General features: G+C 63.9%; 8 protein-coding genes and 1 pseudogene. 8 read left to right on the top strand and 1 reads right to left on the bottom strand.

The annotated features are described in order from the left end of the window. The first annotated feature begins 27 nt into the window (after window positions 1-27). From ccmI to RHEC894_RS06475, 8 genes and pseudogenes are all read left to right on the top strand, one after another. A pseudogene (gene ccmI, locus RHEC894_RS06440) lies at window positions 28-1243 on the top strand (c-type cytochrome biogenesis protein CcmI). Further along, window positions 1240-1722, top strand: coding sequence for a cytochrome c maturation protein CcmE (ccmE, locus tag RHEC894_RS06445; RefSeq protein WP_085736666.1), 483 nt, complete (start codon window positions 1240-1242; stop codon window positions 1720-1722). The pseudogene ccmI and the gene ccmE overlap by 4 nt, the downstream one beginning before the upstream one ends. After that, window positions 1719-3716 (top strand): heme lyase CcmF/NrfE family subunit, encoded by a 1998-nt coding sequence (locus RHEC894_RS06450; protein ID WP_085736667.1) that lies wholly within the window; start codon window positions 1719-1721, stop codon window positions 3714-3716. Before ccmE ends, RHEC894_RS06450 begins: the two co-directional genes overlap by 4 nt. Window positions 3717-3892: 176 nt before the next feature. After that, the gene (locus tag RHEC894_RS06455; RefSeq protein ID WP_010066359.1) at window positions 3893-4357 is read left to right on the top strand and encodes a cytochrome c-type biogenesis protein; all 465 of its coding nucleotides are present in this window, start codon (window positions 3893-3895) and stop codon (window positions 4355-4357) included. A gap of 195 nt (window positions 4358-4552) precedes the next feature. Further along, the gene (locus RHEC894_RS06460; RefSeq protein WP_085736668.1) at window positions 4553-6154 is read left to right on the top strand and encodes a Do family serine endopeptidase; all 1602 of its coding nucleotides are present in this window, start codon (window positions 4553-4555) and stop codon (window positions 6152-6154) included. 75 nt (window positions 6155-6229) lie between these two features. Continuing rightward, the gene (locus RHEC894_RS06465) at window positions 6230-6976 is read left to right on the top strand and encodes a response regulator transcription factor (RefSeq protein WP_037077550.1); all 747 of its coding nucleotides are present in this window, start codon (window positions 6230-6232) and stop codon (window positions 6974-6976) included. Then, window positions 6973-8382, top strand: a complete 1410-nt coding sequence (locus RHEC894_RS06470; protein WP_085736669.1) for a HAMP domain-containing sensor histidine kinase — start codon at window positions 6973-6975, stop codon at window positions 8380-8382. The genes RHEC894_RS06465 and RHEC894_RS06470 overlap by 4 nt, the downstream gene beginning before the upstream one ends. Before the next feature lie 112 nt (window positions 8383-8494). After that, window positions 8495-11452 carry a bifunctional [glutamine synthetase] adenylyltransferase/[glutamine synthetase]-adenylyl-L-tyrosine phosphorylase gene (locus RHEC894_RS06475; protein ID WP_085736670.1) on the top strand — a complete coding sequence of 986 codons (2958 nt, stop codon included), beginning with the start codon at window positions 8495-8497 and terminating at the stop codon, window positions 11450-11452. A 23-nt stretch (window positions 11453-11475) separates the two neighbouring features. Here RHEC894_RS06475 and RHEC894_RS06480 read toward each other — a convergent pair whose 3' ends face one another. Then, window positions 11476-13785 (bottom strand): ATP-binding protein, encoded by a 2310-nt coding sequence (locus RHEC894_RS06480; protein ID WP_085736671.1) that lies wholly within the window; start codon window positions 13783-13785, stop codon window positions 11476-11478. Between the last annotated feature and the right edge of the window lie 149 nt (window positions 13786-13934).

The following is a 13934-nucleotide window of genomic DNA, read 5'->3' on the forward strand; positions in this document are numbered from 1 at the left end:
TTCGTCATTCCGGCTTTGGCAGTTGGAATGACGGCCCGCTTCACGTATTTGGGCCGATATGCTGTTCTGGATTCTCGTTGCCGCTCTGACGGCGGTCGTCGCCGCCATCCTGCTTTACCCCCTTCTGCGCGGAGCGAAGGCGGCGGAAAATAGCCGTGCGGGCGAGGCGGCGGTCTATCGCGACCAGTTGCGCGAACTCGACCGCGATCTCGATGGTGGACTGATCACGCCCGAAGAGGCCGATTACGCCAGGGCCGAAATCGGCCGGCGGCTGATCGCCGTCTCCGCCGGTGAACCGGGGCAGACGCCGAAAGCCGCACGGCATCACCGTTTCACCGAGGCCTTCGTCCTCCTGCTTCTGCCTGTTCTCGGGCTCTGTCTTTATTTGACGATGGGCAGGCCGGACCTGCCGTCGCAGCCGCTGCAAGCGCGGCTTGATAATCCCGGCAACGATGTGGCGGTGCTGATCGCTAAAGCGGAACGACATCTGGCTGAGAAGCCCGATGACGGCAAAGGCTGGGACGTGCTGGCGCCGATCTATCTCCGCACCATGCGCGTCAACGACGCGCAGGTGGCCTACCGCAATGCCATCCGGCTTCTCGGCCCGAGCCCGGTTCGGCTCGACGGCCTTGCCGAAACGCTGATGGCGGTTTCCGACGGCGTCGTGACGGAGGAGGTGCGTCAGGTGCTGGAACAATCGCTGACGCTGGAACCCGACAATCCGCGCGCCCGCTTTTATATCGCTCTCAGCATGGAGCAGGCGGGACGTTCCGATGAGGCGCGCCAGGCCTTCGAAGCGCTGGCGAAACAATCGCCGGCCGTCGCGCCCTGGTTGCCCTTGGTCAACGACCATATCGCAAAGAACGGCGGTGCTCCGGCTGCTCCGAGTGCCTCCGGCAATCCGAGTGCCTCTGGCAATCCGAGCGCCTCCGGCAATCCGGGTGCCCCTGGCAACCCCAGCCAGCAAGATGTGGCGGCGGCGGAGAATATGAGCACCGGCGACCGGCAGCAGATGATCCGCGGCATGGTCGAGAGCCTCGATACCAAGCTCAGCGCCGATCCGAACAATTTCGAAGGCTGGATGCGACTCGTCCGCTCTTACGCCGTATTGAACGATAAGGATCGCGCAGCCGGCGCCCTGAAGCGCGGGCTTGCTGCTTTTCCGGCAGACAGCGAGCAGGGCAAGCAATTGCTGGCGCTTGCCAGCGAGCTCGGCCTTGCCACGGAAGGATCGTCACAATGACGCGCAAGCAGAAGCGGCTGGCGGTGATAGCGGGCGGCATGGGCTTCATCGCCGCCGCCGTGCTGCTGGTTATGTTCGCCTTCAGCCAGTCGGTCGCCTATTTCTACATGCCGGCCGATCTGGCAAAGACGCCGGTGGCGCCGGACACCCGCATCCGGCTCGGCGGCCTGGTGGGCGAGGGCAGCGTCGTGCGCGGCACCGGCTCGACGGTGGAATTTGCCGTCACCGACGGCAGCGCCAATGCCGTGAAGGTTCAATATACCGGCATCCTCCCCGATCTCTTCCGCGAGGGGCAGGGGGTTGTCACCGAGGGCATGTTTGCATCGGGAGGGAACGTCTTCATCGCCGACACCGTGCTTGCCAAGCATGATGAGACCTACATGCCGAAGGATGTCGCCGACCGGCTGAAACAACAGGGGCTGTGGAAGGAAGGCCAAGGGGGAGAAGGCCAGGGACAGGAAGCGAAGGCGACGCAATGATCATCGAGATCGGCCATTACGCACTGGTGCTGGCGCTCGCAACGGCGCTCATTCTTTCCATCGTGCCGGTGATGGGAGCCCGCCGCCACGACCGGGCGATGATGGATGTGGCGACGATCGGCTCGCTGGCGATGTTTGCGCTCGTCGCCTTCTCCTTCGGCGTCTTGACCTATGCCCATGTCGTCTCGGACTTCTCGGTCGAAAACGTCTGGGAGAATTCGCATTCGCTGGTGCCGCTGATCTACAAATATTCCGGCGTCTGGGGCAATCACGAGGGATCGATGATGCTCTGGCTGCTGATCCTGACGCTGTTCAGCGCCCTGGTCGCCGTCTTCGGCCGCAATCTGCCGGAGACGCTGAAGGCCAATGTATTGGCCGTGCAGGCCTGGATTTCGGTCGCCTTCACGCTGTTTATTCTGCTGACCTCCAATCCCTTTCTGCGGCTCGATCCGGCGCCGGCCGAGGGCCGGGATCTCAACCCCGTGCTTCAGGATATCGGCCTGGCCATCCACCCGCCGCTGCTCTATCTCGGTTATGTCGGCTTCTCCGTCTGCTTCTCCTTTGCCGTCGCCGCGCTCCTGGAAGGCCGCATCGACGCCGCCTGGGCCCGCTGGGTCAGGCCCTGGACACTGGCCGCCTGGACCTTCCTGACGCTCGGCATCGCCATGGGCTCCTACTGGGCCTATTACGAGCTCGGCTGGGGCGGCTGGTGGTTCTGGGATCCGGTGGAAAATGCCTCTTTCATGCCGTGGCTGGCCGGCACTGCGCTGCTGCATTCGGCCCTCGTCATGGAAAAGCGCGAGGCGCTGAAGATCTGGACGGTGCTGCTCGCCATCCTCACCTTCTCGCTGTCGCTGATGGGCACCTTCCTGGTGCGCTCCGGCGTGCTGACCTCTGTGCATGCCTTTGCCAGCGATCCCTCCCGCGGCGTCTTCATTCTTTGCATCCTCTTGATCTTCATCGGCGGGGCGCTGTCGCTCTTCGGCTTCCGCGCGCCGCGGCTCTCGGCCGGCGGGCTGTTCGCGCCGATTTCGCGTGAGGGGGCGCTTGTTGTCAACAATCTGATCCTGACGGTCGCCTGTGGCACGGTCCTGACCGGCACGCTCTATCCGCTGCTGCTGGAAACGATCACCGGCGACAAGATTTCCGTCGGGCCGCCCTTCTTCAACCTGACCTTCGGCCTGCTGATGGCGCCGCTGATCGTCATCGTGCCTTTCGGGCCGCTGCTCGCCTGGAAACGCGGCGATTTGCTCGGCGCCCTACAGCGGCTCTATGTGGTGGCAGGTCTGGCCTTTCTTGCCGCGGTGGCCTTCTTCTATATCGAACATGGCGGTCCGGTGCTGTCGGTGCTGGGGCTGGCTGCCGGGCTGTTCCTGATTCTCGGCGCTATTGCCGATCTCTGGTATCGTGCCGGCATCGGCAAGGTTGCGGGCTCGGTCGCCTGGCGCCGCCTGACCGGCCTGCCGCGTTCGGCCTTCGGCACGGCACTCGCCCATGCCGGGCTCGGCGTCACCGTGCTCGGCATCGTCGCGGTCACGACCTTCCAGACCGAGCATGTCATCGAGATGAAGCCGGGCGAGACCGCCGATGCCGGCGGCTACAGCCTCAATTTCGACGGCATGCAGGCGGGCAGGGGGCCGAACTACACCGAGGAGCGCGGCCACTTCACCGTCCGGCGCGCCGGCGTCACGGTCGCCGACACCTGGTCGGCCAAACGCCTCTATACCGCCCGCCAGATGCCGACGACGGAGGCCGGCATCCTGACCTTCGGATTGAGCCAGCTCTACGTCTCGCTCGGCGACGCCACCAAGGACGGCGGCATCGTCGTGCGCATCTGGTGGAAGCCGTTCATCCTCTGCATCTGGGGCGGAGCAGTGCTCATGGCTTTCGGCGGCCTCGTCTCGCTCAGCGACCGCCGCCTGCGCGTCGGCGCGCCGCGCAGGAAGGCGAAGGCGGCAAAGCCGGCAGCGCCCACGATGGAGCCGGCGGAATGACGGACGTTTCCTCCCCCTCATTCCTGTGCTTGTCACAGGAATCCAGCGCGCCCAAGTCCTTGGGCGCAGGAGACTCTTCTTCGCAAAAAGGTTCATTCACGGCGCGGACGCGCCGTGGCTGGATTCCTGTGACGAGCACAGGAATGAGGGGAGGAGAAGTTAGGCGCACTCCGCCTATGTCATCGGTTTTTTCCCGACTTCTCGTCGTTCTCTTCATCCTCTTCGCACCTGTCTCCGCCTTCGCCGTCAACCCGGACGAGGTGCTGGCCGATCCTGCACTGGAGGCCCGCGCCCGCACCCTTTCGGCGGAACTGCGTTGCATGGTCTGCCAGAACCAGTCGATCGACGATTCCAACGCCGATCTGGCCAAGGACCTGCGCCTGCTGGTGCGCGAGCGCATCACCGACGGCGACAGCGACGATCAGGTCTTGAACTATATCGTCTCGCGTTACGGCGAGTTCGTGCTCTTGAAGCCGCGTGTCGGCATGAAGACCGTGCTGCTCTGGGGCGCCCCGGCGCTGCTGGCGCTTGCCGGCGGGCTGTCGCTGCTCCTCTTTGCGCGCAGGAGGGCTGGTAAGCCGACCGGCAGCAAGCTGACGGCGGACGAGCAGGCGAAACTGAGCGAGCTTCTGAAAAAATAATCGGTTGAGCGGCGATTTGCTCATTCGGCCGGGCCATGCCCGGTGAAGTCCGCTGCGCGGTTCCGCCGGAAGCAAACATTACCAACTTTTCATTGGCCGGACAGTTCGCAGTAAGGTGCGGCGTCCTATATCTTCATTCATCGACTGATCCGGCGCCGCCGGTTCTGAGAACTAAGAACAAGAGAAGGTGCTCCAATGCTTAAGAATTTCAACGGACGTCCGTCCCTCGCCACGGTGCTCAAGGCTTCTACCGTCGCCGGTATCGCAGCCGCTGTGCTTGCAACCGGTGTTCCGCTCGAAATTACCAAGTCTTATGCTGAAGCCGTGAAAGTCCAGGCGCCTGCCGTTCCGAGCTTCGCCAATGTCGTCGATGCCGTTTCCCCGGCCGTTGTTTCGGTTCGCGTCGAAAACCGCGTCAATCCCGTCTCCGACAACAATGACGGCTTCTCCTTCGACTTTAACGGCCGCGGCTTCGACGATCTTCCCGACGACCATCCGCTGAAGCGCTTCTTCAAGCAGTTCGGCCAGGATCCGAATGACCAGCAGGGCCATCAGCGGCGCTTCGGCCAGAACGGCCCCGGTAGTCCGGGCGGCCCGAATGGCCCTGGCGGCAAGGGCCGTCTGCGCCCGGTCGCCCAAGGCTCCGGCTTTTTCATCTCCGAAGACGGTTACATCGTCACCAACAACCACGTCGTTTCCGATGGTCAGGCCTTCGTCGCTGTCATGAATGACGGCACCGAGCTCGATGCCAAACTGATCGGCAAGGATCCGCGCACCGATCTGGCTGTCCTGAAGGTCGACGGCAAGGGCAAGAAGTTCACCTACGTCAACTGGGCCGATGACAACAATGTCCGCGTCGGCGACTGGGTCGTCGCCGTCGGCAACCCCTTCGGTCTCGGCGGCACGGTCACCGCTGGCATCGTTTCGGCCCGCGGCCGTGACATCGGCTCCGGTCCCTATGACGATTACCTGCAGGTGGATGCCGCCGTGAACCGCGGCAACTCCGGTGGCCCCACCTTCAACCTCAACGGCGAAGTCGTCGGTATCAACACCGCGATCTTCTCGCCGTCCGGCGGCAGCGTCGGCATCGCCTTCGCCATTCCCGCCTCCACCGCCAAGGATGTCGTCGCCGATCTGATGAAGGACGGCCAGGTTTCCCGCGGCTGGCTGGGTGTCCAGATCCAGCCGGTGACCAAGGATATCGCCGAATCCATCGGCCTTTCCGAGCCGAGCGGCGCCCTCGTCGTCGCCCCGCAGGCGGGATCGCCCGGCGACAAGGCCGGCATGAAGGCCGGCGATGTCGTCACGGCGCTGAACGGCGAAACGATCAAGGATGCCCGTGATCTCAGCCGCCGCATCGGCGCGATGCAGCCGGGCAGCAAGGCCGAGCTCTCGGTCTGGCGCGCCGGCAAGGCCCAGTCGCTCACCGTCGAACTCGGCACGCTGCCGGCCGACCAGAAGGATGCGAATGCCGACGACAACAACAACCAGCCGCAGCAGCCCGAGACGCCGGCGTCCGAAAAGGCGCTTGCCGATCTCGGCCTGACGGTCGGTCCCTCCGACGACGGCAAGGGCCTGGCGATCACCGGCATCGACCCGGACTCCGACGCTGCCGACAAGGGCATCAAGGAAGGCGAGAAGATCACCTCGGTCAACAACCAGGAAGTCTCCACCGCCGCCGATATCGTCAAGGTGCTGAACCAGGCCAAGAAGGATGGCCGCACCCGCGCGCTGTTCCAGATCCAGTCCAGCGAAGGAAGCCGCTTCGTCGCACTTCCGATCAACAGCCAGGGCTGACCTTCGAGAAAACGGGAGCCGTGCGGAGGAAACTCCGCGCGGCTCGATTCTTCTGACCTTTCAAGGATGATCGCGATGAGCGCCGCCCCGCAGGAAGATGCTTTGAGCCTTGCCGAAACGCAGCCGGTGGGTAATGTCGGCCGCATGAAGATTCTCATCATCGAAGATGATCTCGAAGCCGCCGTCTACCTCACGAAAGCCTTTCGCGAGGCGGGCATCGTCGCCGATCACGCCAGCGACGGCGAGGCCGGCCTGTTCATGGGGTCGGAAAACACCTACGACGTCATCGTCATCGACCGCATGCTGCCGCGCCGGGACGGGCTCTCCGTCATCAGCGAACTGCGCCGCAAGGCCATCCATACCCCCGTTCTCATCCTCTCCGCCCTCGGTCAGGTCGATGACCGCGTCACCGGCCTGCGTGCAGGCGGCGACGACTACCTGCCGAAGCCTTATGCCTTCAGCGAGCTGCTGGCGCGCGTCGAGGTGCTCGGCCGCCGCAAGGGGACGCCGGATCAGGACGTCGTCTATCGTGTCGCCGATCTCGAACTCGACCGGCTCTCGCATGAGGTACGCCGTGGCGGCAAGGAAATCCTGCTGCAGCCGCGCGAATTCCGCCTGCTCGAATATCTGATGAAGAATGCCGGCCAGGTGGTGACCCGCACCATGCTGCTCGAAAACGTCTGGGATTATCACTTCGACCCGCAGACCAACGTCATCGACGTCCACGTCTCGCGGCTGCGCTCGAAGATCGAAAAAGACTACAGCCAGCCGCTTCTGAAGACCATTCGGGGCGCGGGGTACATGATCAAGGATGAGGGATGAGCCGCTTCAGGGTTCTCTTCAAGTCCACCGCAGTCCGCCTTTCGGCACTCTATATCCTGCTTTTCGCCATCTGCGCCGCGACCCTCGTCTTCTATGTGACGGCGATGTCGGAACGGCTGCTCACCGGCCAGATCCGCGACGCCGTCAAGCAGGAGGTGGAGCAGGTGCAGCGCGCTTATGACACCGGCGGCATGAACCTTCTGCTGCGCACGATGGAGCGGCGCGCCCGCCAGCCGGGTGCCAATCTCTATGTCATCGCCGGTCCCTCGGGCGATATCCTCGCCGGCAACGTCGCTTCGGTGCAGCCTGGCGTGTTCGAGGAAATCGGCTGGACCTCCGCGCCCTTTATCTATCAGCGTTATACCGACAGCGGCGTCGAGCGCCGCCACAAGGCGATCGCCAATATCTTCGTGCTCGACAACGGCTTGCGGATCCTGATCGGCCGCGACCTCGGCGATCCCGAGCGTTTCCGCCTGCTGGTGCGCCAGGCGCTGATGGTGGCCTTGGCGATCATGGGGCTCGGCGCCATCATCATCTGGTTCGCCATCGGCCGCAATGCGCTGAAACGCATCGACCGCATGTCGGATGCGAGCAAGAAGATCATGGCCGGCGATCTGTCGCAGCGCCTGCCGGTCGGTGGCTCCGGCGATGAATTCGACCGGCTGTCGATGTCGCTGAATACCATGCTGGAGCGCATCGAGAAACTCAACGAGGGCCTGCGGCAGGTCTCCGACAATATCGCTCACGATCTCAAGACGCCGCTGACGCGGCTACGCAACAAGGCGGCCGATGCGCTCGATCTCGGCGATGGCGAGACGCGGCGCACGGCGCTCGAAGGCATCATTTCCGAATCCGACCAGCTGATCCGCACCTTCAACGCGCTGCTGATGATTTCCCGCGTCGAGGCCGGATCGGTCGCCGCCGAGATGTCGCCGGTCGAGCTTTCGGCGATCGTCTCCGACAGCGCCGAGCTTTACGAGCCGGCGGCCGAGGACGCCGGGCTTGGCCTGAGCGCCAGCGTCGAACCCGGTGTCGAGGTGCAGGGCAATCGCGAGCTGATCGGCCAGGCGATCTTCAACCTGCTCGACAATGCCATCAAATATTCCTCCGATACGGAAGGGGCGGGCATCGTGTCGCTGAAGCTCGCCCGCCGCCCGGACGGTATCTGCCTGTCGGTGGCCGACCACGGGCCGGGTGTGCCGGCCGACCGGCGCGACGACGTGGTGAAGCGCTTCGTCCGCCTTGACGAAAGCCGTTCGAAGCCCGGCACGGGGCTCGGTCTTTCCCTGGTCGAGGCCGTCATGGAGCTGCATAACGGCCGGCTGGAACTCTCCGATACCGATCCCGACAAGCCCGAACAGCGCGGTTTGACGGTCAGCATGATTTTTCCGGCCAAGGCCGCCTGATCGCCTTCCGCGTATTGGCGGTTTTGCGCCAAGATCCTAGTTTAATGTCGATCGAGGACGCGAACTGCGATTCGACGTGGTTGCTCCTTCCGCCGAAAGCCAGGGAGAGCGCATGCTGACGAAATCGACGCATGGCCTGAAGGATGTGGCCGAAGGGCTGCTGCGGCCGCTGAGCCAGACGGAACTGAAGCTGGCGCTGACCGACCTTCAGGAGGCCGGCAAAAGCGAGCCGTCGGTGGCTGCGATGCTGAAGACGGAAGGCCCGCTGCGCGATTTCATCGCGGCGGCGCTGACGCTGTCGCCCTATCTGCGCGAAATCGTCAATCTCGACCCGGCCGTCCTCGCCGGCGCCATCGCGCAGCCGCTGGAACCGCAGATCGAGGCGCTGGTCGCCGAGGCGCGGGGCTGCTGGCGCCCGGATGGCGAGGGCGCCGCACCGGCGGAATCGGCTGTCATGACCAGGCTGCGCATCATCAAGCGCAAGGTCGCCTTCCTCGTTGCCGTCGCCGATCTCGCGCGCATCTTCGACGGGCGGGCGACGACGGCCTGGCTGAGCGAGCTTGCCGAAGCTTCGGTTGCAGCTGCGATCGATCATCTGCTGCTGTCGGCGCATGAGGGAGGAAAGCTCAAGCTGCGGGATCCGGCAGTTCCCAGCGACGGCTCGGGGCTGATCGTGCTCGGCATGGGCAAACTCGGCGCCTGCGAACTCAACTATTCCTCCGATATCGATCTCGTCGTGTTCTTCGACGAAGAGGCGGGCATTGTGCCCGATCCCGATGACGCGATCGAAATCTTCCCACGGATGATGCGCCGGCTGGTGCGCATCCTGCAGGAGCGCACCGCCGACGGCTACGTCTTCCGCACCGATCTCAGACTGCGCCCCGATCCCGGCTCGACGCCGCTGGCGATCCCGGTCGATGCGGCGATGATCTATTATGAGGGCAGGGGCCAGAATTGGGAGCGGGCCGCCTTCATCAAGGCGCGCGCCGTTGCCGGCGACTTGGCAGCGGGCGGCGCTTTCCTGCGCGGGCTTTCCCCTTTCGTCTTCCGCAAATATCTCGATTATGCGGCAATATCAGATATTCATTCGATCAAGCGGCAGATCCATGCGCATAAGGGCCATGGCGCCATTGCGGTCAAAGGCCATAACGTCAAGCTCGGCCGCGGCGGCATCCGCGAGATCGAATTCTTCGTCCAGACGCAGCAACTGATCGCCGGCGGCCGCATGCCGGCCCTGCGCGGCCGGGCGACGGAAGAAACGCTCGGTGAACTCACCAAGGCGAAATGGATCGACGCCGAGACCCGTGACGAACTGACGGAGTCCTACTGGTTCCTGCGCGATGTTGAGCATCGCATCCAGATGGTGCGCGACGAGCAGACCCACCTGCTGCCGGAGACGGATGCCGACCTGAAGCGCATCGCCTTCATGATGGGCTTTACCGATACGCCAAGCTTCGCCGAGCGGCTGGTCGGCGTGCTGAAGACGGTGGAGCGGCGTTATGCGCATCTCTTCGAACAGGAAAGCAAACTTTCCACCGATACCGGAAACCTCGTCTTCACCGGCCAGGGCGACGATCCGGATACGCTGGAGACGCTGAAGAGACTGGGTTTCACCCGGCCGTCCGACATTTCCCGCATCATCCGCACCTGGCATTATGGCCGCTACCGCGCAACGCAATCGGTCGAGGCGCGCGAAAGGCTGACGGAGCTGGCGCCGGAGCTTTTGCGGGTCTTCGGGGAAAGCAAACGCGCCGACGAGGCGCTGCTGCGTTTCGACAGTTTCATCTCGGGCCTTCCCGCCGGCATCCAGCTCTTTTCGCTGCTTGGCAGCAATCCGGCATTGCTGTCGCTGATCGTCAACATCATGTCCTCGGCACCCCGGCTTGCCGAGGTGATCGCCGCCCGGCCGCATGTCTTCGACGGCATGCTCGACCCCGGCCTGATGGCCGAGCTGCCGACCCGCGATTATCTCGGCGAACGGCTGAAAGGCTCGCTCGTCCAGGCGCGCCATTATGAGGAGGTGCTCGACCGGCTGCGCATCTTCGCCGCCGAGCAGCGTTTCCTGATCGGCATCCGCTTGCTGACCGGCGCAATCAACGGCCAGATGGCCGCACGCGCCTTCACCCATCTCGCCGATCTTATCATCGCAGCCGCGCTCGATGCAGTGGTGAGCGAGATGCGGGCTGCCCACGGCGACTATCCAGGCGGACGCATCGCGGTTGCCGGCATGGGCAAGCTCGGCAGCTTCGAGCTGACGGCGGGGTCCGACATCGACCTGATCCTGCTCTATGATTATGACGACGCAGCCTCCGAATCCGATGGGGCAAAACCGCTCGATGCGACGCGTTATTTCACCCGCATCACCCAGAGGCTGATTGCCGCTCTTTCGGCGCCGACCGCCGAAGGTGTGCTCTATGAGGTCGACATGCGGCTGCGCCCCTCCGGCAACAAGGGGCCGGTCGCCACCCGCATCAACGCTTTCGGCAAATATCAGCGCCAGGAGGCCTGGACCTGGGAGCATATGGCGCTGAGCCGCGCCCGACTGATTTCTGGTGATGACAGCCTGATCGCCGAGGCGGAGCATATCGTCCGGGAGGTGCTATCGGCCGATCGCGATATCGCCAAGGTGGCGCATGACGTCGCCGAAATGCGCGAACTGATCCACACCGAAAAGCCGCCCTCCGGCCCATGGGACCTGAAGCTGATCCCCGGCGGCGTCATCGACCTCGAATTCATCGCCCAGTACCTGGCGCTGATCGCCCCCACCCGGGGCGTCGGTATTGCCGTCAACGGGCTGAGCACCGGCGAAGCTCTGAAGGTGCTTGGCGACCGGCTGATGGTGGCGGCCGATCTCGACATATGCCTCGAGGCTTTCGCGCTTTATACCAGCCTGTCGCAACTAATCCGTCTCTCCATCGACGGCCTGTTCGATCCGAATGACGCGCCGGCTGGTCTCGCCGATCTCGTCTGCCGTGCCGGCGACTGCCCTGACATCAAGACGCTGGAAGCGGAGGTGAAGCGGCTTTCGAAAGCGGTCAGGAAGATCTTCCTGAAGGTCGTAACGGCCTGAGGCAGGATGAACGGCGACGTGTTTTAGACATCATCCGGAATGCGCAGCGAGATCACCGTGCCCACAGCTTCGCGCGAGCGGATCTTCATGCGGCCGCCATGCAGCGCGGTCAGTGAACGGGAGATGGCAAGCCCGAGGCCGGAGCCGCCCTTGCTCTTGGCATACTGGCTCTGCACCTGCTCGAAGGGCTGGCCGATCTTCGACAGCGCCGAGCGTGGAATGCCGATGCCGGTGTCGGCGATGGTGACGAGCACGGCGCCGTCGATGCGGCGGGTGCGCACCGCGATGCGGCCGCCATTGTCGGTGAACTTCACCGCATTGGAGAGCAGGTTCAAAAGCACCTGTTTCATCGCCCGGCGGTCGGCGGTCAGCGTCAGGCCGGATGAGATGCGCTGATCGATGACGATGTTCTTCTCGGCGGCCGGAATGGCGGTGAAGCGCAGGCTTTCCTCGATCAGCGGCACGAGATCGATGCGCTCGCAATGCAGCCTGAGATGGCCGGCCTCGATCTTCGACATGTCGAGAATGTCGTTGATGACGTTGAGCAGATGTTTGCCGCTGTCATGGATATCGCGGGCATATTCGTCGTATTTCAGCGAGCCGAGCGGCCCGAACATCTGGTTCTGCAGGATTTCCGAGAAGCCGAGGATGGCGTTGAGCGGCGTGCGCAGCTCATGCGACATGTTGGCGAGGAATTCCGATTTCGCCTTGTTGGCGGCCTCGGCGCGTTCCTTTTCCGCCTGGTAATTGGCGTTCGCCGTCGAAAGTTCGGATTTCTGAATCTCCAGCGTCTGGCGCGAGGCGGAGAGATCGCCGATCGTCGCCATCAGCCGGCGCTCGGATTCGCGCAGCCGCTCCTGATGGCGTTTCATCAGGGTGATGTCGGTTCCCACAGAGACCCTGCCGCCGTCGCGGGTGCGCCGCTCGTTGATCTGCAGCCAGCGCTCGTCGGCAAGCTGCACCTCGGTCGTGCGCGAATAGCCGGGGCCGTCGGCATCGGCGATCCGCCGCTCGATGACCGGGCGGGCAGCGGCGGCATGGACGATCGAGCGCTCGGTGCCGGGCACCAGCACGCTGTCCGGCAGACCGTAGGCCTGCTGGAAATGCGTGTTGCACATGACGAGCCGATCGTTCTTGTCCCAGAGCACAAAGGCTTCCGAGGTGCATTCGATGGCGTCGGCGAGCCGCTGGTCGGCTTCCGCATAGCGCTGAGCCAGCCGATGCTGTTCGGTCACGTCCATCGCGATGCCGATCAGATGCATGCGGCCGGAATTGCTGCGGATCACCTGGGCGCGGGCGCGCATCCAGACATAGTGGCCGCCGGCGTGACGCATCCGGAAGATCTGATCGACCTGGCCGGAATGGCCCTTGGCGATAGCGCGCGCGATCTCGTAAAGCCCGCCGTCATCGGGATGCATCAGCCGCGCGGCTTCGCCGAAGCCCATCGCCTTGTCGGAGCCCGGCAGGCCGAGCATGTCGTACATCGAGCGCGACCAGAAGAATTCGCGGTTGTCGAAATCGAAGTCCCAAAGGCCGCAGCGGCCGCGCGACAGCGCCGTCTCCACCCGCAGGTTCGATTCAAGGAAGATGTCGTCGGCATCGCGGGCGCGTTTGACCTGCGTGTAATAGGCATAGAGGATGACCAGCAGGATCGACGAGATGCCGGCAAACAGCGTGACGTTGAGCGCCATCTGCTCGCGCCAGAGCTGGCTGATCTCGTCGAGCGAGGTGGCGGCGATGATATAACCGCCGGCATTGCCCATCAGCGTGATTTCGGCGTAATGCGGCACACCGCCGATCGTCGTTTCGATGACGTCGGCGCGATCGCCGAAACGCCGGATCGCCGAGACCTCGGGGAAGAAGTCGCCGACATTGCTGCCGACATGCGAAAGCCCTGCGGTCGTCGCGGCAAAGACCTTGCCGTTTGCCTGCACGAGCATCACGAAGGCGCCGTTCTCCAGCCGGTCCTGCGGCAGGAACCGGGCGAGCCGGGCCTGCGCTTCGGCGGCATCGCCGCTGTCGAAGATCTCGGACGCATCGGCAAACACGGCTGAGGCGGTCGCTGCCGAAAGCGCGGTGGCATGGCGGGCCGAGGCTTCCAGGCGGGAATATTCGCTGACCATGCCGAAGAAATGCGACGCGGCGACGACGAAGAGGAAGGCGACGATCAGCGCCGGAATGGCGCGCTTCAAGAGCAGTTCGGCCTTCGGCAAATGACGGAGAATTGGTTCCGATGTCGCATGACCGGAAAGGCTGTCTCGCCAGGCTTTCAACCCGTCAAAATCGACACGCAGCCGTCCACCGGCCACGGTTGCCCGCCGCACGTCCATCATCTCTTCGCCTTGTCCCTCGTGTGATTCGCGCGCCGCTCGCTCGAACCTGACCTAGAGAATCACGGGTGATTCGCCTTGTCCAGAGGCAAAGGTAAAAATCCATTAACTATTTATAATTTCGCGCTTTTCGGGCGATTCGATCTGCTCGG

The sequence above is a fragment of the Rhizobium sp. CIAT894 genome, assembly GCF_000172795.2.
GTDB lineage: Bacteria > Pseudomonadota > Alphaproteobacteria > Rhizobiales > Rhizobiaceae > Rhizobium.